Genomic DNA, 24,140 nt, shown 5'->3' with positions numbered 1-24,140 from the left:
AAAAAGGAGTAAAGGTTGGAAGGTGATAAGGAGCTCGCCGAAGCAGCGAGCATAGTCCGTCAGTTTATTCAGCGTCGCTTGGGGAATTTTCTAGGTGTTGATCAAACCATCCCACTAGGGTGTTTTGGAGCACGTCTAAACCTTGTTTTTTCAAAGAAGAAAAAGCTTCTACTCGAACATTGCCACCAAATGCTTTGGCTGTCTCGCGGCCCTTCAAAATTGCTGTTTTACGCGCGCCTTGTTTTAACTTGTCTGATTTAGTTAAAAGCGCGAGCACTGGCAATTCACAATCTACAGCCCATTGGATTAGACCAGCATCGGTATCTTTGAATGGATGGCGAATATCCATTAATACCACAATGCCTTTTAAGCTTTGGCGATCTTGTAAGTATTCAGACAGTGACTTTTGCCACTGTTTTTTAACTTCTTCTGGTACTTGAGCAAAACCGTAGCCAGGTAAGTCAATTAGGCGAAAACCTTCGGATATTTCAAAAACGTTAATTAACTGAGTTCGACCTGGTGTTTTACTGGTTCGTGCTAAGCTTTTTTGACGAGTAAGGGTATTTAAAGCACTAGACTTACCCGCGTTTGAGCGTCCGGCAAAGGCGATTTCAATTCCACTATCTTCAGGCATAGCCTGAATATTAGGCGCGCTAGTTATGAAGTGGGTGTTTTGAAAATGATATTGCGCCATGGTTATGTTGAGCTCCACAAGGAAATTAGGGTAATACATTACGTTTTTGGCAAAATTGTGTAAAATAATGCCGTTACTGGACTCGCTAAGTGTATCACGGGCACCAGTGTGTGGTTTGGAATAATACTAATAAATGGAATGTCATGAAAAAACTTACCTTAGTTTTAATGTTAATGGCGGGTGTTGCCAGTCCGGTTTGGGCAAAGGGAGATGCTGCTGCTGGAGAGCAAAAAGCAGTGACTTGTAAAGCTTGTCACAATGACCAAGGTGAAGCTGCTGGTTATCCTAAATTAGAAGGCCAACACGCAGGCTACTTGGTTAAACAGTTAAAAGAATTTAAAGCCGGCGCTGCTAGCGGCGGTAAAGAAGGGCGCAACAACGCCGTAATGGGTGGTATGGCTTTGCCATTGTCTGAGCAAGACATGGAAGACTTAGCAGCTTATTACTCTGGCCAAGCGATGAGCCCAAATACCACTGCCCCAGAATATGTTGAAGCAGGTCAGCAACTTTATATGGGTGGTGATTTAGAGCGTGGCATTGCTGCTTGTACTGCTTGTCATGGCCCACGAGGTGTTGGCCAAAGCTTAGCTGGCTTCCCACGAATTTCGTCGCAATATGCTGGTTACATTAAATCGCAATTGGAAATGTTCCGCAGTGGTGAACGTGACAACGACTTAAACGGTATGATGCGTGATGTTGCCGCTAAACTAAGTGATAAAGATATCGAAATATTGTCGCAATACTTAGGTGGCTTACACTAAGGTTTATCTGGGCAGCGCCCGCTGCCCAGCTGTTTTTGATTTATTATTCGCCATCTTCGTTCTAAGTGTTACACTTGCGCCCCTAAAAAATACGGCAAGGTGTTGATTGGTGAAATGCCCACTCTGTAGTGCCACATCATCCAAGGATTTTTATCGCAATAAACGTTGCCAATACTGGCATTGTTCTGAATGTGATTTGATCTTTGTAGACCCTGACGATGTACTCAGTACTGAAGCTGAAAAAGCCCAATATGACTTGCACAATAATGACCCGCAAGACCAAGGCTATTTAAACTTTTTACGGCGTTTAAGTGAGCCAGTGTTAAGCAAACTCACAGAGCCCGTTGTTGGCTTAGATTTTGGCTGTGGCCCAGGGCCGGCACTGTGTGAATTGTTGGCGCAAGCAGGGCACCAGTTACTGAACTATGATCCAATATATTACCCTGATGAGCAGCGCCTAACCGAGACTTATCGCTTGGTCACTAGCAGCGAAGTGGTGGAGCATTTTAACCACCCAGCTCAGTCTTGGAAGCTGTTAACAGGCCTAGTGGCTGAAACTGGGTTATTGGCCGTAATGACTAAACGCCATTGGGGAACGGAAGTGTTTCCACAGTGGCATTATAAAAATGATCCTACCCATGTAGCGTTTTACAGTGATAAAACCTTTACTTGGTTAGCTAATCATTATCAGATGAGATTGGAGATAGTTGGCCCCGACGTGGCGCTATTTCACAGAGGTAAATAAAATGTCTAGAAAAAAGAATCGTAAAGGCGGCTTAATTGGGGTGCGTAAAGACCCTGACTTTAAAGCTAAACGTGTTACTGCGCCGGACCGTAAAAAAATTGGTAAGGGAAAAGCCTCTGGCAGTCGTCAGCAAGAAGCAGAGTTAGTGCAGCAGCAAGCCGCTAATGCCCAGAAAAAAGACCCGCGCCACGGCAGTAAAGAGCCAGTAGTACTCGGTGTTGCCAAGCCTGCAGATAAACCTGTAGCTAAGCCCGCTAAAGCAAAAGCTAAAGTTGAACTCACACCTGAGAAAGAACTGGCGATGTTAGAAGCCGATACTCGCCTCGAAAGTCTTATCGATGTGTTAGATGAAGGCGGTGAAATTAGCAAACAAGAGCAGCAGTGGGTGGATAAACAATTAGCACGTCACGCTGAATTGCTAGCCGAACTAGGTTTGTCGGAAGAAGCCGAAGAAGCGGAAGCTTTAGATGATGATGAGCAATTATGGCGTTCATTAAATAGTTCTTCCTTGGATCAATATAAGGATTAGTCTTGATGGTTTGGTTAGCTGTAGCCGCAGTTATTATTGTTTCAGCCTTAGCCATTTATGCCGCCTTATTAGTAGGGCGCTTAATGGGGCAACAAAAAGTGATTAAAAACGCGGTTGCTAAGCGTAATCAAAACTTGGTAACCGATATTCGCTACATCGCAAAAGCCATGCAGGAAGACCGTTGTGGTTTGTCTGAGGGTGTGATCCGCATCAGCAATCTGTTGATTGCTTTGCAAACTCCGCAGCTAATTGATTGGGCGCAGCGCTACCCTGCTGTTTTTCAGTTATATAATGCGGTAAAAGAGTTACCCACTCATGAGGCGCGCAACAAACTGCCTTTGCAGCAGCGTATGCGCCAAGATCTGCAGCGTGAAGCAGAAGAAAAAGCCTTAGAGAAACAAATATTACAAGAAGCCGAAGCACTGGAACAACTCAGTGCCAACGCACTCTAGGAGAGCACGTAAATGTCATTAGCAATGGTGGATTGGGATCAGCAACTGATTGAGAAGTATAACTACTCGGGCCCGCGTTACACCTCTTACCCCACTGCCCTTGAGTTTAATGAAGACTTTGGTGAGCAAGAGTTTGGCCTTGCTTGTGATAAGTTTCCTGAACGCGATTTATCGCTGTATGTGCACATCCCGTTTTGTCATAAGTTGTGTTACTACTGCGGTTGTAACAAGGTGATTACCCGTCATCAGCATAAGGCAGACATTTACTTAGACTACCTAGAACAAGAAATTCAGCTGCAAGCGCCACGTTTTAAGCAACGTAAAGTAAGTCAAATGCATTGGGGCGGCGGTACGCCAACTTATCTAGAGCCAGAGCAGCTTAAGCGCCTAACTACTCAGCTATTTAGCCAGTTTGAATTTGCCGATAATGCCGAAGTTAGCATTGAGGTTGACCCACGCGAAATAGAACTTTCTACGATTAACCTGCTGGCCGAGCTGGGCTTCAATCGCTTGAGCTTAGGTGTGCAAGATTTTAATAAGCAAGTGCAACAGGCGGTTAATCGCGAACAAGACGAAGCGTTTATTTTTGCCTTGGTAGAACGCGCTAAGCAAGTTGGTTTTAACTCGGTAAATATTGACCTTATTTATGGTCTTCCGCATCAAACACGTGCGAGTTTCCAACAAACCTTAAGTCGCGTGCTGGAATTAGACCCAGACCGTTTATCGGTATTTAATTATGCCCACCTGCCCAGTCGCTTTGCAGCGCAGCGTAAAATAGATGAAAGCGCCATGCCAAGCAGCGACGAGCGCTTAGGTATTTTGCGCGACAGCATCGAGTTTTTAACTACTCACGGTTATCAGTTTATTGGTATGGATCATTTCGCTAAACCTGATGATGAGTTGGCCATCGCTCAAAGCAAGGGTGAGTTACACCGTAATTTTCAGGGCTACACCACCCAAGGTGAGGCCGATTTACTGGGCTTAGGGGTGTCTTCTATTTCGATGTTGGGTGACGCTTACAGCCAAAACCAGAAAGATCTTAAAACCTACTACGCGCAAATCGACCAACAAGGGCATGCACAGTGGAAGGGAATTGCACTAAACCAAGATGATTTGATTCGCCGCGAATTGATTAAGACCTTGATCTGCAATTTTCAATTGAGCTTTAAAGATATAGAGCAGCAGTTTGATTTAGATTTTCAGCAATACTTTGCTGAAGATATGCAGCTGCTAAAACCTTTTGTTGAAGATGGTCTAGTTAGTTTAAGTGCCGACGCCTTGCAGGTGACCAACAAAGGGCGCTTGTTGATTCGTAATATTTGCATGTGCTTTGATGTGTACTTTAGAAGCCAAGCGCGGCGCCAGCAATTCTCAAGAGTGATATAACATTGCGGAGCTTAGGCTCCGCTTTTTGTTAGTGGCTTAAACACTCGTGGTAAGAGTCGGCCAGTTGTTGCAGCAATTCAAAGTAGCCGTTTTTGTCATTGCTTACGCTAATCCCTAGAGGGTCGAGCAAGCTAATTTGCGCACCGCTATGTTGGCTAATGCTTTCTAACAATGCACCATCAAATTGTGGTTCCGCAAAGATACATTTGGCTTTGCCTTGCTCTAACTGCTGGCGAATATTCAGCAAGCTTTTAGCGCCAGGACGACGCTGCGGGTTAATGGTAAATTCACCTAAACGATTTAAGCCAAACTCGCGTTCAAAATAACTATAACCATCGTGAAAAACAAAATAGCCTTGCTGTTTAACCGCTTGGAGTTGCAGATTAATGCTACTCACTACCTTTGCTAGCTCTTGATTAAAGCGTTCAAGCTGCTGCTCTAATTTGGCCTTATCTTCGGGCATCTTAGCAATTAACTGCTCGGTAATTGCAGCGGCAATAAGCTTAGCTTCATTGGGGCCTAACCAAATGTGTGGGTCTACTTCATGATGGTGGTCACCATGGTGGTGTTCGTGGCCTTCATCGCCATCAATTAGTTCTAGCTGGGGTATGTCTAGCAGTGTTAGCTGGCTGGCACTGGTTTGGCTAAGCGGTTTACTTAAGAATGGCTCTAGCTCATCACCTACCCAAATAACTAAATCGGCCTGACGCAGCGCACGCACATCCGATGGACGCAGCGCATAATCGTGCGGCGATACATTGGGGCTTACTAGGTAATCAACATTGAGTTCACCTTCACTTAAGCTACTAACAATGAGTTGCAAAGGTTTAATACTAACTAAGATGTTTGGGCTTGTGGCCCAGCTTGGTATAGCGAAGAACATCAGAACAAAAAGCAGGTTACGCATACAAGATTTTGAGAGTGATTTGGTAAAATAATACGATAGTGTAACATCTAGTGTAGAATAGCGCGCCCTAGTAAACGCCACTGGGGCTTATTCAGCTAGTTATCTATAGGATGCAGGATTGACCACTTTACTTTCGCTTAACAATATTTGCGTTAGCTTTGACCAACGCATGGTCCTCGACCATGTTTCGTTGGAGCTGAACCGTGGTCAAATCACCACATTAATTGGCCCTAACGGTGCCGGTAAAAGCACCTTGATTAAGGTTATTTTGGGCCTTATTTCTGCAGACTCCGGTGATATTACTCGTGCTTCAAAATTACGTATTGGTTACGTACCGCAAAAAATCAGTTTAGATGAATCGTTCCCACTCACGGTGGAGCGCTTTCTTAAGCTAGCTAGGCATTCTTCTAAGCCAGGTTTAACTAAGGTTATTCGCCAGCTTAGTATTGATAGCTTGCTAAAGCGGCAAATGGTGCGTTTGTCTGGCGGCGAAATGCAGCGAGTATTGTTGGCGCGGGCCTTGTTGGGTGAGCCGCAACTGCTGGTATTAGACGAACCCGTGCAGGGAGTCGACATATCTGGCCAGATAGAGCTTTATCAATTGATTGCTGATATCGCCCAGCAAATGGGGTGCGGGGTGCTGTTGGTCTCTCACGATTTGCATTTGGTAATGGCGGGCACCGATCATGTAATTTGTTTAAATCACCATGTTTGCTGTCATGGGGAGCCCGAGAGCGTGGCTCAACATCCAGAATTCGCACGGCTTTTTGCGCAAAACGAACGCCAACAGCTTGCGGTTTATACCCATCACCATGTTTGTGACGATCACGACCATAACCACAATCATCAGCCAAGCACTGAAGAGAACAACTAGCACATGGACGATTTTTTAGTAAATGCTTTATTGGCAGGCTTAGGTATTGCGGTATTAGCGGGGCCGCTGGGCTCATTTATGGTGTGGCGCCGTTTAGCTTATTTTGGCGATACCTTGGCGCATGCCTCGCTATTAGGGGTAGCGCTAGGTTTATGGTTGCAAATTAACCCGGTGATAGCGGTGGTCTTTAGCGGAGTCATGCTGGCTATAATTTTGTTATCACTGCAACGCTACAAGCAGCTAGCTAGCGATACTTTACTGGGGATTATGGCGCATTCGGCTTTGTCTTTAGGTTTAGTCGTGGTTGCTTTAATGGACAATGTACGCATTGACCTAATGGCCTATTTGTTTGGTGATTTGCTAGCGGTAACTCAACAAGATTTATTGTGGATTTGGGGCGGCGGTGCCTTAGTGCTTGGCTTATTGCTGAGCCAGTGGAACAAGCTATTGTCGGCCACGGTGAATGAGCAAATCGCCGAGGTGGAAGGCGTAAACGTGGGCATGATGCGTGCGCTGCTGTTGCTATTATTGGCGGTGGTTATTGCAATAGCTATGAAAATAGTTGGCGCATTAATTATTAGTTCGCTGTTGTTAATTCCTGCTGCAACGGCGCGTCGTTTAAGCCGCTCTCCCGAGCAAATGGCATTGTTTGCCATCGCCTTTGGCGCTATCTCAGTAGTGCTTGGTTTGTGTTTGTCTTGGTATCAAGATACCCCAGCGGGGCCATCGGTAGTGGTATGTGCCGCGCTGCAGTTTTTATTAGTTCATAGTTTAGTTAAAGTGCAAAAATAATGACCGACTCTTTAGTTACTCCAGTAAGTGATTCAATTGAGCAAGCCGTTGCCACACTTAAGCAAGGCTTGGTATTAGCCTATCCAACAGAAGCGGTTTACGGCCTTGGCTGTGACCCCGATAAGCAAGCGGCAGTAGAACAAATATTGGCAATAAAACGCCGACCTGTTGAAAAGGGGCTTATATTGCTCGCCTCCGAGTTAGAGCACTTATTGCCTTATATCGACTATGCTGCGTTATCTGCCGAACAGCAGCAGCTGTTAGTGAGTGTTCAAGCGCGGCCAACTACTTGGTTAGTGCCAGTATCTACCAAAACACCAAAGTGGATTAGTGGGCAGTTTAGCTCCGTGGCGGTGCGGTTAACTCAGCATCCTGTTGTTGCAAAACTATGTGCTGGTTTAGGCAAGCCAATTGTGTCTACTTCGGCCAATTACAGTGGCGAATCCCCGGCCGAAACTGCGCAGCAAGCAGCTAAGTTGCAGGGCTTGGGTTTAGCATTAGACGGGGCGTTGGGCGCCGCTAAACAAACTAGCCAAATAAAAGACATTTTTACTGGGCAAGTGATCCGCGCCTAGATTGAATACAGGAAGCCTTATGCAAGACGTTGATATCGAAGCCGTTCGCCAATTCTTTCTCACGCTACAACAATCCATCTGTCAGCAACTGGAATTACAAGATGGCGCAGCAACATTTTTGCATGATGATTGGCAGCGTGACCCAGCCGAGCATAAAGGCTTAACTGGCGAGGGCCGTACTCGGGTGCTTACTAATGGTAAGGTATTTGAGCAAGCGGGAGTCAACTTCTCTCACGTTTGTGGCAAAGAAATGCCAGCTTCCGCTACCGCGCAGCGCCCAGAGTTGGCTGGCCGTCACTTTGAAGCGATGGGCGTCTCGTTGGTGATTCACCCAAACAATCCAATGGTACCTACTTCACATGCTAACGTGCGCTTCTTTGTGGCAGAAAAAGAAGGTGAAGAACCAATTTGGTGGTTTGGTGGTGGTTTCGATTTAACCCCGTATTACGGCTTTGACGAAGACTGTATCTCGTGGCATCAAACCGCAGCTGATTTATGCCAACCTTTTGGTGAAGATATTTATCCTAAATATAAAGCTTGGTGTGACAGTTATTTCTTCCTAAAACATCGTAACGAAACGCGGGGCGTAGGAGGCTTATTTTTTGATGATCTCAATGAAGCTGGTTTTGCTCAGAGCTTTGCCTTTACTCAAGCCGTTGGCGAGGGCTTCTTAAATGCCTATTTGCCGATTGTAGAGCGACGTAAAGACAGCCCGTTTAGCGAGCAACAACGAGATTTTCAATTGTATCGTCGTGGCCGCTATGTTGAGTTTAATTTGGTTTACGATCGCGGAACCTTGTTTGGCCTGCAATCGGGTGGTCGCACCGAATCCATCTTAATGTCCTTGCCGCCCTTGGTTAAGTGGCGTTATAACTGGCAGCCAGAATCAGGTAGCCCAGAAGAGCGTTTATATCAACGTTATTTGGTTCCGCAAAACTGGTTAGAGATGGCGAGCTAAACATTGTAAAAAAACCGACTTATTTTCTTGCAAGAATGTCGACTATGGATTAATTATTTTAACTGTTGGGTTTTAAGTCCCCCACTTTTGATGATTTTTTTTTAGTTGAGTCTGAGCTATGAATGGATCGTTTTCGGCAAAACGCCGATTTGCAGATGATAAAAACTTTCGCCGCGGCTTTTCTCGCAGCGGCGCATTCACCATTAAGGAAGCCGAGTTACTTGAGCGCTGCGGTAGCGCGTTTAAAGAGCTTGATGAATCTATCCGCGAGCCCGTGGATGATATTGAATCTCACTTTGTATCGGTATGCCGTGGCGATGCCGAGCCCGAAACCGCTGAGCAGAAGGTCTGGCTTAAATATAAAAAGCTTACTGGCCGCAAAGCATTTCATGGTTTAGTGAGTAATCCGCCTAAAGCCAGTGCGAGCGAAACAGCCGCTAACAGCGATGATGACGATGTAGAAGAGGTAGATGGTCCCGAGATTGACGACGAAGATTAATTATTGCGTCGTTACTGGGTTAATTTTTCAACTTTGTACTTTGGCTTTTTCTTAAAGCCTTGTTAAGGTGCGTTATTATTTGTTTTAGTAGCGCACCTAATGGATTTATACGCAGTATTTGGCAACCCAATTAGCCAGTCGAAGTCTCCTTTCATTCATACTTTGTTTGCTCGCCAAACCCAGCAGCAGTTAAGTTATACCGCCATTGAACCAGCAGAAGACGGCTTTGCAGACGCTCTTGCTAAATTTTGGCAAGAAGGCGGGAAGGGCTGCAATGTTACTGCGCCATTTAAAGAGCAAGCTTTCCAAGCTGCACAGCAACATACCGAGCGGGCTTTATTAGCTGGAGCGGTGAACACGCTAAAGTTAACCGATGACGGTATTATTCTTGGCGATAATACCGACGGCGCTGGGTTAGTTGCAGATTTAATTGCCAACTTCGGCGAACTAAAAGATTTGCGTGTATTGTTGTTAGGCGCGGGTGGTGCTGCGCGTGGGGTAATCCGTCCTTTATTAGATGAGCAAATTAGCGAGCTGGTAATTGTTAACCGCACGGTGGCTAAAGCCGAAGCGCTTGCCGAGCGCTTTAGTGAGTTTGGTAAGGTCTCTAGTAGTTCTTTCGAAGACTTGTCAGGTCAGTTTGATATCATCATTAACTCTACTTCGGCAGGCCTTAAGGGGCAGCTTCCGCCATTAAAGGCAGAGTTAATTCAAGCAACCACTCGATGTTATGATATGACCTACTCAGCCGATGTTACCGCCTTTAATGCTTGGGCTGCAGAGCAAGGAGCAGCAAAAGTGGTTGATGGTTTAGGCATGCTGGTGGGCCAAGCCGCCGAAAGCTTCACTGTTTGGCGAGGGATTCGTCCTGGTTTTCGTCAGGTGTTACGCGAATTACGCCGCAACCTAAGTCGTTAGCCCTTATCTCCATTCCTATGTGTGGAATGTTGTCTTCAAGGTAGGGCTCGCTGCAGATAACAAAACCAAGGCCTTGATAGAAATCTTCCAGATAGCGTTGTGCAGAAATGTGAATGGTGGCGTTGGGCCAGTGTTGTTGGCATTGGCTTATAGCTTGTTGCATAAGTTGTTGCCCTAGCCCTGTACCTCTTGCGCTGGCTTTGGTGACAACTCTGCCGATATGAGCACTTAATGACTCACTGGTATAGATACGTGCATAAGCTACTAGTTCGCCATCTCGATAGGCCATTACATGCTTCGCCTGCAAGTCTTTTCCATCGGCGTCTTGATAGGGGCAGTTTTGTTCAACAACAAACACTTCTTCGCGCAGCATCATCATTTGATAAAGCTGTAGGGTATTAAGTTGATTAAAGGCCAAGCATTGCCAAGTTATCATCTAATTTTCACTTGCAGTTTGTCGGTTCAATGGCAACACTTTAAGAACAGCGCGCAGAAAATACAACTAGTCCGTTGCCGGAGTAAATAAACTATGAATCAAGCCATTATAATAAGTGACGATCAACGTTGGCAGGCTGTTAATCAGTGTGTTGAATTTAGCGCTCAGGTAATGGGCGCGCGAGTGCAATGTGCTGTTCGTAAATCTACCCTCGAGCATTTGGTGGGACTACCGCTAACTAACGACGATAAAATGCTCGAGGCTTATCATAGTGTTCAATTTGATATCGAAGAACTGCTAGAGCAAAAGCTACAGCAGGAAGACTTCGAGCCTAATGGCGAAATTATTGTTTAAGCCTGTTCTTCTAGGTACTTTTGTTTCAGGCGCACGTAGTTGTCTGCCGATTCGCTTAAAAAGGCTTTCTCTTTCTCATTCAAAGGACGGGCTTGTTTAGCCGGACTGCCCATATACAAGTAACCAGACTCTAAACGTTTATGAGGCGGCACCAAGCTACCTGCTCCGATCATTACATCATCTTCAACCACCACACCGTCTAATACTATTGCGCCCATGCCTACCAATACACGGTTGCCAATGGTGCAACCATGTAGCATTGCTTTGTGACCTATGGTGACATCTTCACCAATAATCAAAGGGTAGCCATAAGGTGGGTTTTCTGTTTTACGGGTTACGTGCAAAACGCTGCCGTCTTGAACGTTAGAGCGTGCCCCAATTTGAATATGATTCACGTCACCACGTGCCGCCACCATAGGCCAGATACTTACGTCATCGCCAAGTTTTATCTCACCGTACAATACAGCACTGGGGTCTACCCATACTTCTTTACCTAAAATAGGGCTAAATCCAGAAAATGACTTCACACTCATTGCTTACTCCGCTGTCGGTCCTTATATATAAAACCCAGCTTACGACATCCCTTCCTCAATACAAATAGTGAGATAGACTTAAATACCAGCAACAAGACTAATTAGCTAAGCCATGACTATCTAAAGCATTAGATAGAAAATAGCGTATTGGTGAAAACGAAAGGTTTGTTTTGGGCGCTTATCTGCCTCTATAGGGACTAAATATGTCGATTAAAGTGTAATTAATAAGCGTTTGGAGCGAATATTGTTCATAAAGGCAGTTATTTTAATTTTTCTGTAATAAATACTTGCGCTATAAAATCTGATCCCTATAATGCACCTCCACTGACACGGCACGCAGCGCGCTAAAGCGAAGCAAGGCTACGTCAGGGTTAGCAAGGCCTAGGGCTGAGTTAGCAGGTTGAAAAACTTCTTCTTAATTAATATTAAAAAGCGGTTGACAGCCATAGAGGAAAGCGTAGAATGCGCACCTCGCTTCGATTGAGAAGCAACGCTCTTTAACAATTTATCAAGCAATCTGTGTGAGCACTCACAGGACCTTAAGCGAAAAAATTAAGCTTAAGTGAACTGGAGTCTTGCACTGTAAAACACAGTAATAATTTCAGTTTTTAACTTTGAGCGAAAAAACTTTTGATTGAAGAGTTTGATCATGGCTCAGATTGAACGCTGGCGGCAGGCTTAACACATGCAAGTCGAGCGGTAACAGAGAGTAGCTTGCTACTTTGCTGACGAGCGGCGGACGGGTGAGTAATGCTTGGGAATATGCCTTTACGTGGGGGACAACAGTTGGAAACGACTGCTAATACCGCATAATGTCTTCGGACCAAAGGAGGGGACTCTTCGGAGCCTTTCGCGTAAAGATTAGCCCAAGTGGGATTAGCTAGTTGGTAAGGTAATGGCTTACCAAGGCGACGATCCCTAGCTGGTTTGAGAGGATGATCAGCCACACTGGGACTGAGACACGGCCCAGACTCCTACGGGAGGCAGCAGTGGGGAATATTGCACAATGGGCGAAAGCCTGATGCAGCCATGCCGCGTGTGTGAAGAAGGCCTTCGGGTTGTAAAGCACTTTCAGTCGTGAGGAAGGGGTAGTAATTAATACTTGCTATCTTTGACGTTAGCGACAGAAGAAGGACCGGCTAACTCCGTGCCAGCAGCCGCGGTAATACGGAGGGTCCGAGCGTTAATCGGAATTACTGGGCGTAAAGCGTACGCAGGCGGCTTGTTAAGCCAGATGTGAAATCCCCGGGCTCAACCTGGGAATGGCATTTGGAACTGGCAAGCTAGAGTTTTGTAGAGGGTGGTAGAATTTCAGGTGTAGCGGTGAAATGCGTAGAGATCTGAAGGAATACCAGTGGCGAAGGCGGCCACCTGGACAAAAACTGACGCTCATGTACGAAAGCGTGGGGAGCAAACAGGATTAGATACCCTGGTAGTCCACGCCGTAAACGATGTCTACTAGTTGTCTGTGAGTTTAACTCGTGGGTAACGCAGCTAACGCATTAAGTAGACCGCCTGGGGAGTACGGCCGCAAGGTTAAAACTCAAATGAATTGACGGGGGCCCGCACAAGCGGTGGAGCATGTGGTTTAATTCGATGCAACGCGAAGAACCTTACCTGCCCTTGACATACTGAGAACTTACCAGAGATGGTTTGGTGCCTTCGGGAACTCAGATACAGGTGCTGCATGGCTGTCGTCAGCTCGTGTCGTGAGATGTTGGGTTAAGTCCCGCAACGAGCGCAACCCCTATCCTTATTTGCCAGCACGTAATGGTGGGAACTCTAGGGAGACTGCCGGTGATAAACCGGAGGAAGGTGGGGACGACGTCAAGTCATCATGGCCCTTACGGGCAGGGCTACACACGTGCTACAATGGCATGTACAGAGGGATGCGAACTCGCGAGAGCAAGCGGACCCCAAAAAGCATGTCGTAGTCCGGATCGGAGTCTGCAACTCGACTCCGTGAAGTCGGAATCGCTAGTAATCGTAGATCAGAATGCTACGGTGAATACGTTCCCGGGCCTTGTACACACCGCCCGTCACACCATGGGAGTGGGCTGCAAAAGAAGTGGGTAGTTTAACCTTCGGGAGGACGCTCACCACTTTGTGGTTCATGACTGGGGTGAAGTCGTAACAAGGTAGCCCTAGGGGAACCTGGGGCTGGATCACCTCCTTATTATGATGCTTAGGTTTTGTGACGTGTTCACACAGATTGCTTGATGAAAAAGAAAAGAGAGAAGTTCTAGTGTGGTGTAGAACCAACGAGAACAGCTACTGCAGTGTCCCGTTCGTCTAGAGGCCTAGGACACCGCCCTTTCACGGCGGTAACAGGGGTTCAAATCCCCTACGGGATACCATTTTCTCTCACTGGTTTGAGAATACAAAGCTAAGCATTTGTTTATATAGTGCTTAGCTTTGGTTTCTAAGGAACCAATTGCTCTTTAACAATTTGGAAAAGCTGATAAAAAATATCTCAAGAATATGAGTTTAATAACAAGTGTTCTTGGTATTCAAAAATAAGGTGATCGTACTCGAATGGCAGGATTTATACAGCCTGACCATTCAAGTGATTTAAGCGACAACATTTAGGTGTTGTATGGTTAAGTGACTAAGCGTATACGGTGGATGCCTTGGCAGTCAGAGGCGATGAAGGACGTGTTAATCTGCGATAAGCCATGTTAAGTCGATAAAAGACGTTATAGACATGGATTTCCGAATGGGGAAACCCACTGCATTTTATGCAGTATCGTAACGTGAATACATAGCGTTGCGAGGCGAACCCGGGGAACTGAAACATCTAAGTACCCGGAGGAAAAGAAATCAACCGAGATTCTGGTAGTAGCGGCGAGCGAACCCGGATTAGCCCTTAAGCTTTTAGGTGATTAGTGGAACATTCTGGAAAGGATGGCGATACAGGGTGATAGCCCCGTACATGAAAATCTACTTTAAGTGAAATCGAGTAGGACGGCACACGTGATATGTTGTCTGAATATGGGGGGACCATCCTCCAAGGCTAAATACTCCTGACTGACCGATAGTGAACCAGTACCGTGAGGGAAAGGCGAAAAGAACCCCTGTGAGGGGAGTGAAATAGAACCTGAAACCGTATACGTACAAGCAGTGGGAGCCCCTTCGTGGGGTGACTGCGTACCTTTTGTATAATGGGTCAACGACTTAATTTCAGTAGCAAGGTTAAGCGAATAGCGGAGCCGTAGGGAAACCGAGTGTTAACTGCGCGCATAGTTGCTGGGATTAGACCCGAAACCCGGTGATCTAGCCATGGGCAGGTTGAAGATTGGGTAACACCAATTGGAGGACCGAACCGACTAATGTTGAAAAATTAGCGGATGACTTGTGGCTGGGGGTGAAAGGCCAATCAAACCGGGAGATAGCTGGTTCTCCTCGAAAGCTATTTAGGTAGCGCCTCGAGCGAATACTGATGGGGGTAGAGCACTGTTAAGGCTAGGGGGTCATCCCGACTTACCAACCCTTTGCAAACTCCGAATACCATCAAGTACTACTCGGGAGACACACGGCGGGTGCTAACGTCCGTCGTGGAAAGGGAAACAACCCAGACCGTCAGCTAAGGTCCCAAAGTGTATGTTAAGTGGGAAACGATGTGGGAAGGCTTAGACAGCCAGGATGTTGGCTTAGAAGCAGCCATCATTTAAAGAAAGCGTAATAGCTCACTGGTCGAGTCGGCCTGCGCGGAAGATGTAACGGGGCTAAACATACCACCGAAGCTACGGGAGCATGCTTGCATGCTCGGTAGAGGAGCGTTCTGTAAGCCGTTGAAGGTGATTCGTAAGGATTGCTGGAGGTATCAGAAGTGCGAATGTTGACATGAGTAACGATAAAGGGGGTGAAAAGCCCCCTCGCCGAAAGACCAAGGTTTCCTGTCCAATGTTAATCAGGGCAGGGTGAGTCGGCCCCTAAGGCGAGACTGAAAAGTGTAGTCGATGGGAAACAGGTTAATATTCCTGTACTTCGTATAATTGCGATGGGAGGACGGAGAAGGCTAGGCCAGCGTGGCGATGGTTGTCCACGTGAAAGGCAGTAGGCGGTAAACTTAGGCAAATCCGGGTTTACATTACGCTGAGAGTTGATGACGAGTGTCTACGGACACGAAGTGGTTGATGCCCTGCTTCCAGGAAAAGTCTCTAAGCTTCAGATTATACGAAACCGTACCCCAAACCGACACAGGTGGTTGGGTAGAGAATACCAAGGCGCTTGAGAGAACTCGGGTGAAGGAACTAGGCAAAATGGTACCGTAACTTCGGGAGAAGGTACGCTCTTGATGGTGATGGGACTTGCTCCCTAAGCTGCTGAGAGTCGCAGATACCAGTTGGCTGCAACTGTTTATTAAAAACACAGCACTGTGCTAAATCGAAAGATGACGTATACGGTGTGACGCCTGCCCGGTGCCGGAAGGTTAATTGATGTGGTTAGCGCAAGCGAAGCTATTGATCGAAGCCCCGGTAAACGGCGGCCGTAACTATAACGGTCCTAAGGTAGCGAAATTCCTTGTCGGGTAAGTTCCGACCTGCACGAATGGCGTAATGATGGCCAAGCTGTCTCCACCCGAGACTCAGTGAAATTGAAATTGCCGTGAAGATGCGGTGTACCCGCGGCTAGACGGAAAGACCCCGTGAACCTTTACTACAGCTTGACACTGAACATTGACCCTACATGTGTAGGATAGGTGGGAGGCTTTGAAGCGTTGTCGCCAGATGACGTGGAGCCGACCTTGAAATACCACCCTTGTAGTGTTGATGTTCTAACGTTGGTCCCTTATCGGGATTGCGGACAGTGTCTGGTGGGTAGTTTGACTGGGGCGGTCTCCTCCCAAAGAGTAACGGAGGAGCACGAAGGTTGGCTAAGTATGGTCGGACATCATACGGTTAGTGCAATGGCATAAGCCAGCTTAACTGCGAGACAGACACGTCGAGCAGGTACGAAAGTAGGTCATAGTGATCCGGTGGTTCTGTATGGAAGGGCCATCGCTCAACGGATAAAAGGTACTCCGGGGATAACAGGCTGATACCGCCCAAGAGTTCATATCGACGGCGGTGTTTGGCACCTCGATGTCGGCTCATCACATCCTGGGGCTGAAGTCGGTCCCAAGGGTATGGCTGTTCGCCATTTAAAGTGGTACGCGAGCTGGGTTTAGAACGTCGTGAGACAGTTCGGTCCCTATCTGCCGTGGGCGTTTGAGAATTGAGGGGAGCTGCTCCTAGTACGAGAGGACCGGAGTGGACGAACCGCTGGTGTTTGGGTTGTTATGCCAATAGCATTGCCCAGTAGCTACGTTCGGAACTGATAACCGCTGAAAGCATCTAAGCGGGAAGCAGGCCTCGAGATTAATTCTCACTAGGACTTTAAGTCCTCTGAAGGGCCGTTGGAGACTACAACGTTGATAGGCAAGGTGTGTAAGTGCTGTGAGGCATTGAGCTAACTTGTACTAATTACCCGTGAGGCTTAACCATACAACACCTAAAGGGTGTTGCTTATAGATACTTTATTTTAGAAACCATGAATACTTGTTAGTGCTCATGAGATGTTTCAGCTTTTTCGAATGTTAAAGACAACAGTTTTTGCCTGGTGGCAATAGCGTTGTGGACCCACCTGACTCCATGCCGAACTCAGAAGTGAAACGCAACTGCGCCGATGATAGTGTGGGGCTTCCCCATGTGAAAGTAGGTCACCGCCAGGCTCTCATTATCGAAAAGGGCTTCCCGATTGGGAAGCCCTTTTTGTTTGTGTTTAGCGTGGCCTGCTTTCAAAAGTAGGGCGGAGGTCGCTCGGAAAGGGCGAAGCGCCTTCAGGCCGAAGCACAAGCAGCTATGCTGCGCAGCTGACCACCGCCAGGCTCTTATACTAAGCCCTCGTCTGACGACGAGGGCTTTTTTATTGCCTGCGATTTAGTCGCCCAGGCATATCATCCCCTTCCCTATCTCTCATTTTTATTAAAGAGCCCTTTCATCATTGGCCGTGCTTAATGGTTGCTGTTCCAAAGGCTTATGAACGTGAAGTTGGTAAGTTGTTGGAAGGCCATCTCCTAGCTAAGTGATCCAGCTTGATTGAGATACAAAAGTTGAGTTCGTTGAAGCCGTATTTAACCAATTGTTTTGAGTGCTTTTTACTTTAAGGCTGGTTGGTTTCTAGAATTTCGGTAAGAGTTGCTAGGCAATCTTTGCCTAGATCGAAAATCAAAAAGGCAGCTTTTATCCGGTTTTAGGTAATTTTTGCCGATTATTTGACTAAAACTGAGTTTTTCTTCTCAACCTAGGTTGTATCGGCTGCAGTGAATTAAAATTTATATCAATTTATATAAACGTTATAAAACACTGAGTTTTATGAACTTAGTGGCATTTAATTTGCATTTTGTGTCGTGCCTAGCTAAAAGCGGCAAAAACGACGGAATGTTGTCGGTTAGGTAAAGATTTTGTCAGCTAGATTATCGTAAGGATATGTTTCTACTGACGTTAGTGGCATTTGCTTTGCTATTTGTGGCCTAAGGCTTTCTTAGGTAACTAATTACAATAAACGAGATAAAAAGCTCGGGCCTAGGTTAAAGCAAGTGGAAAGAGAACGGTAAACGGAAACTAACGTAAGTAGGAATAGACCAATGATTACCAGAGTAGTGATGTTGTGCAATGTATTGTTGCTGTCAGCATGTTCGTCAATTGTAGATGGTGTAGAAGAAGTTGCGGAGAACGTTCAAGAGCGAGAAGACCGCAATCAACGCCAAGTCACAGTAAGCACCGATAGCCGTTCTCCGATCCCCGATGATCCTTTTTATGCACCTATTGAACCTAGCCCAGCTGCGGATCAAGTGATTATTACCGGCTCGATGTTTAACAGCAATACTTCACGCAGCTTATATAGTTATACCCCACCTTTTGCACTAGGCGACACCATTACAGTGCTTTTGGAAGAGGAAGCCACCGCGACTAAATCGGCCAGTTCAAACCTTGGTAAAGAGAACAGCTATAAGCTTGATCCGGTTACTGTGCCGGGCGGGAATCTAACGATTAACGGACGTGTGGTCGAGCTAGAAATGAAGCAAAAACAAGATTTTGACGGATCTTCAGATGCTGATCAGCGACATCGTTTGTCAGGCAGAATTACTGTTTCGGTGGTCGACATCTTGAACAACGGCAATTTGGTTGTACGCGGTGAAAAGTGGCTAGTAATCAACAATGGTAAAGAGTACATGCGCTTTACCGGTATTGTGCGTCCGTTAGACGTTGGAGAAGACAACTCGATTGGCTCCTACCAGGTGGCCGATGCGCGTATAGAGTTTAGTGGCACTGGTGATCACGCCGACGTACAAACTCAAGGCTGGTTATCTTCATTCCTAGGCGGAAGTATGTGGCCACTGTAGGGCGTTAATTATGTCTAAATTTTTACGAGTTTGCGTGTGTCTGCTGACGTTAATGGGCATCACTTTGCCCAGTTACGCTATTTGGTTAGAAGGTGAAGGCCAAGCTAAGATCGTTGACGGCCAAGTAGATAAAGCTCGTCAGCAGGCTATCCAAGACGCTTTGTTAACCCTAATGTATCGCGGTGGTGCCAGTGTTAAGTCACTGCAAGTGGTGAAGTCTGGCGTGTTGGAAACCGATGAACTAACGGTGCGTACTAATGGCGAAGTGTATGACATGAAGCTATTGGTTGAGACCATCATTGATGACCAAATGACGGTTAAAGTGGCCGCTGACATATTTCCTTTAAATACCTGTGAGAAAGATAGCTACGCTAAAACCTTGTTTGTTGGGCCTTTTCAATTGCAGAAGCGCGAACATGCACAGCTTGGCGGGGTTTATAGAACACCTGAAGAAGTCTCGCAGCGGCTATTTCACCGATTTAAATCAAAGAGTAAAAGGGTTGATGCCCGGCATTTAATGACTCGTCAAATAGCGTTTGATGGTCGCTATGCCAATGACATAGAACCGCAAATGCTAAAAGTAGCACGCAGCTTATCTCAACAGTACGACGTGCAATATATTTTGTTTGGCAAGATCAATGACATGTCGAGCTACAACGAAACCACTACTAACCTACTCGGCATGAAAAACACCGTTAAACTGCGCAACTTTCAAATAAAACTTTACGTGATTGACGGTATCAATGGAGAAACGGTACTCCGTAAAAATTACGGGTCTAATCGAGAATGGCCGTTTGACGTGACGATGAAGTTGGACGTTACGGGTGAAACCTTTTGGTCCTCAGAGTACGGCAAGTTGATTGACTCCTACATCGATCAATCGGTTAGTGACGTTGAGGATGCACTCTATTGCCGGCAAAGTTTGGCAACGGTTGTTGGGCTGTATAACGGGCAAGTGGTAATCAACATTGGACAAACGAATGGTGTACGTAAAGGTGACAAGTTTGAGCTGGTTAGGCAGCAATACTTAATGCATTTAGATGGTGGGTTGCGTGGCCCGATATTTAACGCAGACCAAACTCAACTAACGGTAGTGTCGGTGCAATCTGACCGCGCGGTATTAGCGACTGAGCGCTACTCAGACATGGCCAACATACAGATTCGTGACGTATTGGTGGCGGTTACAGATGATCCGTTCGCCCTTACTGAAAGCACGCAATAATCAATATTGAAGGAGAAGAATATGACAACTTCTTATAGCAACACCCCGCTCGCAACCAATAGCTTAGATTATAAGCCGAAGTTGATTGAGGTGAACAATCAGCAAGCCAGTGAAGTAAAATCAGACACTAGTTTTACTCAAAAGCTACAAGATGCTTTAAGCCCCAAAAGCGATACTCAGCAAAACACTGAAGCGCTGGCTACGGCTACGAACACAGGCGACAAAGCCGAGGGTACGGTGGATGTTGGCATTATGGACGTGGCTCCTGCCGCTATGAACATAGGCATGGGGCTAGCCTCTGGTAATCCCGTGGCGGCAGGCTTAGCGGGCACTGATTTATTACAAAGCGTATTGCGTGCCGATATTGAAAAGCAATTTACGGAGTTAGGCCAAGGTATTGCTGCTGCTCTTGTTGCTGGTATGTCGGGTGATCCAAGTGCTACTCAAGTATTACCTACTGCCGAGGAGCTGGCCGAGCAAGCGGCTTTAGCAAGTGCTGATATTGTTGCCGAAGGTAGCCAGCAAATAGCTGCGGCAAGCCAAACTGGTAGCGCTGCAACTGGCGTTAGCCAAGAGGGCAAAAGTGTGCCTACTAAAGGGTCTATTCCAAAGGCTATGTTGCAGGGTGACAGCGCGGTTCAAAATGATGAGCTACTAAAGCGAGATAAGGCAAATACCTAAGTTTGCCAGGTAACTTTAGCATTGTGCGCTGTTACTGGTTGGCTCATCACAACAATGTCGCATAGGTTTGGCAAAATTTTCACTTTCTTTACATAAGCCTAATATAATTGTGACTATATAGTGCGTAGTATATATACAGCGCTAAATAGTAGATGTAAGGGATTATATGAAAGCAATAGTAGCGGTATTACTTAGCATAGCTTTGTTTGCTTGTGGTGGAGGTGGTGGTGACTCAGGCTCGTCTGCCGGTTCACCGAGTTCGACCATTAGTGTAAGTCGCAGTGAAGCTGTTATTGGGCAGCTTATTCAGTTTGACGGCAGTGGCTCGAGTGATGACGGTACTATTGTTGATTATACTTGGGACTTTGGTGACGGTAGCGGCGCAAACGGAATCAATGTTTCTAAAAGCTATGCCAGCGAAGGCAACTATACGGTCCGTTTAACAGTTTTAGATAATGATAATTTAAGCTCGACCTCTAGCACTGTAATTCAGGTTACTAATGACGCTGCTTCCGCCTTAACTATTTTAAGCTCAGAAAGTGCCGGCATCCCTCCCTTAGATGTTAATTTTCAAGCAATCTCTACTGCAAGTGACTTAACTAACGTGCAAGTTACTTGGGATTTTGGTGACGGCAATTCAAGCACTTCACTTGGCAGCGAGGCTGTGTCGCATATCTATAACGAGGAAGGCGTATTTATGGTGCGCGCTTCACGTGATTTTGAAGGCCAAGAGCAGGTAGCTGAAACTCGCGTTTTAGTGCTAGATGGAAAAACCTATCCCGTGAGCGGCACGGTAACCACCGCCGTCAATACAGTGGTAGATAGTGATGTTAATGATATTGGTAATGAGTATTTTACGAACAATAGTTATGCCGACGCTCAACCACTTCCACCTATTGCCACGGTAAGTGGCTACTTAGCTAGCCATGCTACTGGTGAAGCTAAAGATCGCTTTGTAAATGAACCCGATGAACGTGATGTTTATCGGGTCGATTTACAAGCTAATCAACGTTTGTTTTTAGAAATTGCCGATTGGGAAACTAGCGGTAACGATTTTGATTTACGTCTGATAAATGCAGACACCATGTTTGAAGTTAGCTCTTCTTTAGGCATTAACAAAACCGAGTTGTTAAGTGTTGATCAAACTGGCAGTTATTATGTTGTTGTGGAAGCTTACACCGCCTTTAATTCGGGTCCATATCGAGGTAACTACACCTTACGCCTGATCGGTCAAAGCTCTGCTGTTTTGCCAGAGAGCAAGCATTTCAGCACCCAGCAAGACTTTGTTACCAAGCAAATGGTGGTTATGCATCAGACTGGGCGGGCAGCTTCGCTTAGCACTCAAGATCTAGGCCTGACTCAAACGCAATCGTCAGCAAACATGAGCCTTTACCAAAGCAATGACCAACAAGCAGTGGCCTTAAATAGTAGCGCTGGAGATGGCTTAGGTGCTCAGTTTAGTGATGAATATGCCGCCAAACGCAGTACTTTGCTGGAGATTAAGCGCCTTCATTACCAATTAGGCGGGGTGGAACAATCAGTTTCACCTAACTATTTGTACCAACCTTTTGCCTTGTCTAACGACCCTTTGGTTTCTCGCCAGTGGCACTACGAACAAATCAATTTAGATAATGCTTGGCAGCTCATGCAAAACAGCACATTAAATGATGTGGTGGTAGCGGTTATTGATACCGGCATTTTTCAGAATCATCCCGATTTAAGGAATCAGTTAACTAGTGACGGTTACGACTTTATTTCCGATGCGTCTAATGCCTTAGATGGCGATGGTATTGATGCTAATCCCGAAGATCCTGGAGACTTGACTAGCCCGGGTGGCGGCTCTTCTTGGCACGGTACACATGTGGCGGGTACGGTGGCGGCACAAACCGATAATAGCCTCGGCGTCGCGGGCGTAGCGCCCAATACTAAAATTATGAATCTGCGTACGCTTGGCCGCTATGGCGGTAGTACTTGGGATATCTCACAAGCTATTTTATATGCGGCTGGCTTAAGCAATGCCTCAAATCGTGTGCCTAGCCAAACCGCAGATGTAATCAATATGAGCTTAGGTGGAAGTGGTTACGACAGCGCCTTTGATTCGGTAACCCAGCAAGCAATAGCCAGCGGTGTGATTGTGGTTGCTGCTGCCGGTAACGAGAGTACCTCGCAGTTTAGTTACCCAGCGGCATTTGCCAATGTTATTGGTGTTAGTGCGGTAGACGCCGCAAAAGACCTCACTTCATATTCTAATTATGGCTCATATATTGATGTTGCTGCACCGGGTGGTGATGGCAGTGCCGATTTAAATGGTGATGGCTACGGAGATGGCGTTTATAGCACTTACGTGGCAGAAAATGGTAGCAGTAACTCTGCCAGCTACCAGTACTTAAACGGCACCAGTATGGCCGCGCCACATGTGGCAGGTGTTATCGGCTTGATGCGTCAACTTAATTCAGAGCTTACCACTGATGATGTGCTGAATTTGCTTGCTCAGGGTGAAATTACCGATGACATTGGAAGTGATGGCTTCGATCAGCTTTACGGTTATGGCTTAATTAATGCCGAAAAAGCAGTACGTTCGCAATTAGATACTGACCAGCCCGATAGAAGCGCCTTAAGTTTGAGCACTAATCAAGTGAGTCTTAGCTTTATCGAAGATAGTGCTGAAGTAAGTGTGGAGCTTATTGGCAGTGTGAGTTTGTCGGTGAACAGTGTCCAAAGCAATGCCAGTTGGTTAACGGTAAGCCCACAAAATGTAGATGCAAACGGCGTTGGAGATTACTTACTTAGTGTAAACCGTAACGGTTTAAGCGACGGCAATTATGGCGCCAGTGTGGTGTTTAGCGTATCCAATGGTAGTGAGCTGAATCTAGGTGTTTCAATGAATGTGAGCAACGTTCAGGCCGGCGACAGCGGTTTAGTGTATGTACTGTTGTCTGATCCAGAAACAGGCTCTACCTACTATGAGCAATCGGTAAACATGAATAATGGTGAGTTTAGCTTTAGCTTCGCCGAGGTACTTTCTGGTGAATATGAGTTAACAGTGGGCAGTGATCATGACAATGACTACCGTATTTGTGACGAAGGTGAGTTATGTGGGGCTTACCCAGTTCGTAACGACGTCACGCCAATTCTGGTTACTGAAGAAACCTCTGGTTTAAGTTTAAGTGTTGAGCCTATCACCACCGAAGACCTCACAAACCAGGTTTTAAACTATAAGCTGCTCAAGCAATAGTCTTTCCATATAAGGCCTTGCGCTCTAGTGCGCAAGGCTGCTGTTTCTCGTTTTGCCAACTAGCCGGTGCTTGTTTGTGTAATGCTGCATGGTGTTATAAACAAGCGTGCTCATTCATTATCATATTTGACATACAAATTACTGAATTTGTTTGTGCTTGAGCATTTTTGCGGTAGTGTGATAATTCGAATTAGTAAATTCA

The 24,140-nt window shown here is 46.3% G+C and carries 20 protein-coding genes, 1 tRNA gene and 3 rRNA genes; 20 read left to right on the top strand and 4 right to left on the bottom strand.

Annotation, left to right across the window (positions count from 1 at the left end; genetic code table 11):
* Positions 1-64: 64 nt before the first annotated feature.
* Positions 65-700: a ribosome biogenesis GTP-binding protein YihA/YsxC gene (gene yihA, locus OV592_RS20590; protein ID WP_406611449.1), complete on the bottom strand. Its 636-nt coding sequence runs from the start codon at positions 698-700 to the stop codon at positions 65-67.
* 137 nt (positions 701-837) lie between these two features.
* Between yihA and OV592_RS20585 the strand changes: the two genes are divergently transcribed.
* The 5 genes from OV592_RS20585 (at position 838) to hemN (ending at position 4,567) form a co-directional block, all read left to right on the top strand.
* Complete coding sequence (locus OV592_RS20585; RefSeq protein WP_406609849.1) at positions 838-1,455, top strand: c-type cytochrome; 618 nt, start codon at positions 838-840, stop codon at positions 1,453-1,455.
* A 109-nt stretch (positions 1,456-1,564) separates the two neighbouring features.
* A complete protein-coding gene (locus OV592_RS20580) occupies positions 1,565-2,200 on the top strand; it encodes a methyltransferase domain-containing protein (protein WP_406609848.1) in 636 nt (211 codons plus the stop codon).
* A 1-nt stretch (position 2,201) separates the two neighbouring features.
* A complete protein-coding gene (gene yihI, locus OV592_RS20575; protein ID WP_406609847.1) occupies positions 2,202-2,729 on the top strand; it encodes a Der GTPase-activating protein YihI in 528 nt (175 codons plus the stop codon).
* Between the two features lie 5 nt (positions 2,730-2,734).
* Complete coding sequence (locus OV592_RS20570) at positions 2,735-3,181, top strand: DUF2489 domain-containing protein (RefSeq protein WP_246612011.1); 447 nt, start codon at positions 2,735-2,737, stop codon at positions 3,179-3,181.
* Between the two features lie 12 nt (positions 3,182-3,193).
* Positions 3,194-4,567 carry an oxygen-independent coproporphyrinogen III oxidase gene (hemN, locus tag OV592_RS20565; RefSeq protein WP_406609846.1) on the top strand — a complete coding sequence of 458 codons (1,374 nt, stop codon included), beginning with the start codon at positions 3,194-3,196 and terminating at the stop codon, positions 4,565-4,567.
* Between the two features lie 28 nt (positions 4,568-4,595).
* Here the strand turns inward: hemN and znuA are convergent, their stop codons facing one another.
* A complete protein-coding gene (znuA, locus tag OV592_RS20560; protein WP_051147549.1) occupies positions 4,596-5,474 on the bottom strand; it encodes a zinc ABC transporter substrate-binding protein ZnuA in 879 nt (292 codons plus the stop codon).
* 118 nt (positions 5,475-5,592) lie between these two features.
* Between znuA and znuC the strand changes: the two genes are divergently transcribed.
* The 6 genes from znuC (at position 5,593) to aroE (ending at position 10,090) form a co-directional block, all read left to right on the top strand.
* Positions 5,593-6,348 (top strand): zinc ABC transporter ATP-binding protein ZnuC, encoded by a 756-nt coding sequence (gene znuC / locus OV592_RS20555; protein ID WP_016400045.1) that lies wholly within the window; start codon positions 5,593-5,595, stop codon positions 6,346-6,348.
* Positions 6,349-6,351: 3 nt separating this feature from the next.
* The gene (gene znuB, locus OV592_RS20550; protein ID WP_152785446.1) at positions 6,352-7,140 is read left to right on the top strand and encodes a zinc ABC transporter permease subunit ZnuB; all 789 of its coding nucleotides are present in this window, start codon (positions 6,352-6,354) and stop codon (positions 7,138-7,140) included.
* Complete coding sequence (locus OV592_RS20545; RefSeq protein ID WP_406609845.1) at positions 7,140-7,715, top strand: Sua5/YciO/YrdC/YwlC family protein; 576 nt, start codon at positions 7,140-7,142, stop codon at positions 7,713-7,715. Before znuB ends, OV592_RS20545 begins: the two co-directional genes overlap by 1 nt.
* A 19-nt stretch (positions 7,716-7,734) precedes the next feature.
* Positions 7,735-8,673, top strand: a complete 939-nt coding sequence (gene hemF / locus OV592_RS20540; RefSeq protein ID WP_406609844.1) for an oxygen-dependent coproporphyrinogen oxidase — start codon at positions 7,735-7,737, stop codon at positions 8,671-8,673.
* A gap of 118 nt (positions 8,674-8,791) precedes the next feature.
* Positions 8,792-9,172, top strand: a complete 381-nt coding sequence (gene maoP, locus OV592_RS20535) for a DUF413 domain-containing protein (protein ID WP_406609843.1) — start codon at positions 8,792-8,794, stop codon at positions 9,170-9,172.
* Between the two features lie 99 nt (positions 9,173-9,271).
* Positions 9,272-10,090, top strand: coding sequence for a shikimate dehydrogenase (gene aroE, locus OV592_RS20530; RefSeq protein WP_406609842.1), 819 nt, complete (start codon positions 9,272-9,274; stop codon positions 10,088-10,090).
* Here aroE and OV592_RS20525 read toward each other — a convergent pair.
* Positions 10,017-10,526, bottom strand: a complete 510-nt coding sequence (locus OV592_RS20525) for a GNAT family N-acetyltransferase (protein ID WP_406609841.1) — start codon at positions 10,524-10,526, stop codon at positions 10,017-10,019. The two genes, aroE and OV592_RS20525, sit on opposite strands and share 74 nt — an antisense overlap.
* Positions 10,527-10,619: 93 nt before the next feature.
* Between OV592_RS20525 and OV592_RS20520 the strand changes: the two genes are divergently transcribed.
* Positions 10,620-10,880: a DUF1488 domain-containing protein gene (locus tag OV592_RS20520; RefSeq protein ID WP_016400038.1), complete on the top strand. Its 261-nt coding sequence runs from the start codon at positions 10,620-10,622 to the stop codon at positions 10,878-10,880.
* Here the strand turns inward: OV592_RS20520 and OV592_RS20515 are convergent.
* A complete protein-coding gene (locus OV592_RS20515) occupies positions 10,877-11,413 on the bottom strand; it encodes a gamma carbonic anhydrase family protein (RefSeq protein ID WP_406609840.1) in 537 nt (178 codons plus the stop codon). The genes OV592_RS20520 and OV592_RS20515 overlap by 4 nt on opposite strands.
* A 631-nt stretch (positions 11,414-12,044) precedes the next feature.
* On the opposite strand from OV592_RS20515, the gene OV592_RS20510 reads away from it, so the two are divergent.
* The 8 genes from OV592_RS20510 (at position 12,045) to OV592_RS20475 (ending at position 23,938) form a co-directional block, all read left to right on the top strand.
* Positions 12,045-13,589, top strand: a 16S ribosomal RNA gene (locus OV592_RS20510).
* Positions 13,590-13,694: 105 nt separating this feature from the next.
* Positions 13,695-13,770 (top strand) — tRNA-Glu (locus tag OV592_RS20505).
* 241 nt (positions 13,771-14,011) lie between these two features.
* Positions 14,012-16,899: ribosomal RNA gene (locus tag OV592_RS20500) — 23S ribosomal RNA — on the top strand.
* 111 nt (positions 16,900-17,010) lie between these two features.
* A 5S ribosomal RNA gene (gene rrf, locus OV592_RS20495) occupies positions 17,011-17,126 on the top strand.
* The 16S, 23S and 5S rRNA genes sit together here with 1 tRNA gene alongside, the layout of an rRNA operon.
* Positions 17,127-18,041: 915 nt before the next feature.
* Positions 18,042-18,800 carry a flagellar basal body L-ring protein FlgH gene (locus tag OV592_RS20490; protein WP_016403089.1) on the top strand — a complete coding sequence of 253 codons (759 nt, stop codon included), beginning with the start codon at positions 18,042-18,044 and terminating at the stop codon, positions 18,798-18,800.
* 10 nt (positions 18,801-18,810) lie between these two features.
* Entirely contained in the window at positions 18,811-20,022 is a 1,212-nt protein-coding gene (locus OV592_RS20485) for a flagellar assembly protein T N-terminal domain-containing protein (protein ID WP_406609839.1), read from the top strand.
* A 21-nt stretch (positions 20,023-20,043) separates the two neighbouring features.
* Complete coding sequence (locus OV592_RS20480; protein ID WP_016403091.1) at positions 20,044-20,703, top strand: hypothetical protein; 660 nt, start codon at positions 20,044-20,046, stop codon at positions 20,701-20,703.
* A gap of 166 nt (positions 20,704-20,869) precedes the next feature.
* Positions 20,870-23,938 carry a S8 family serine peptidase gene (locus OV592_RS20475; RefSeq protein WP_406609838.1) on the top strand — a complete coding sequence of 1,023 codons (3,069 nt, stop codon included), beginning with the start codon at positions 20,870-20,872 and terminating at the stop codon, positions 23,936-23,938.
* Positions 23,939-24,140: the final 202 nt, after the last annotated feature.

The organism is Agarivorans sp. JK6 (assembly GCF_045277145.1).
Lineage (GTDB): Bacteria > Pseudomonadota > Gammaproteobacteria > Enterobacterales > Celerinatantimonadaceae > Agarivorans > Agarivorans albus.
Note: the sequence above shows the minus strand (reverse complement) of the source record. Positions and strands in the feature narration are given on the sequence as shown.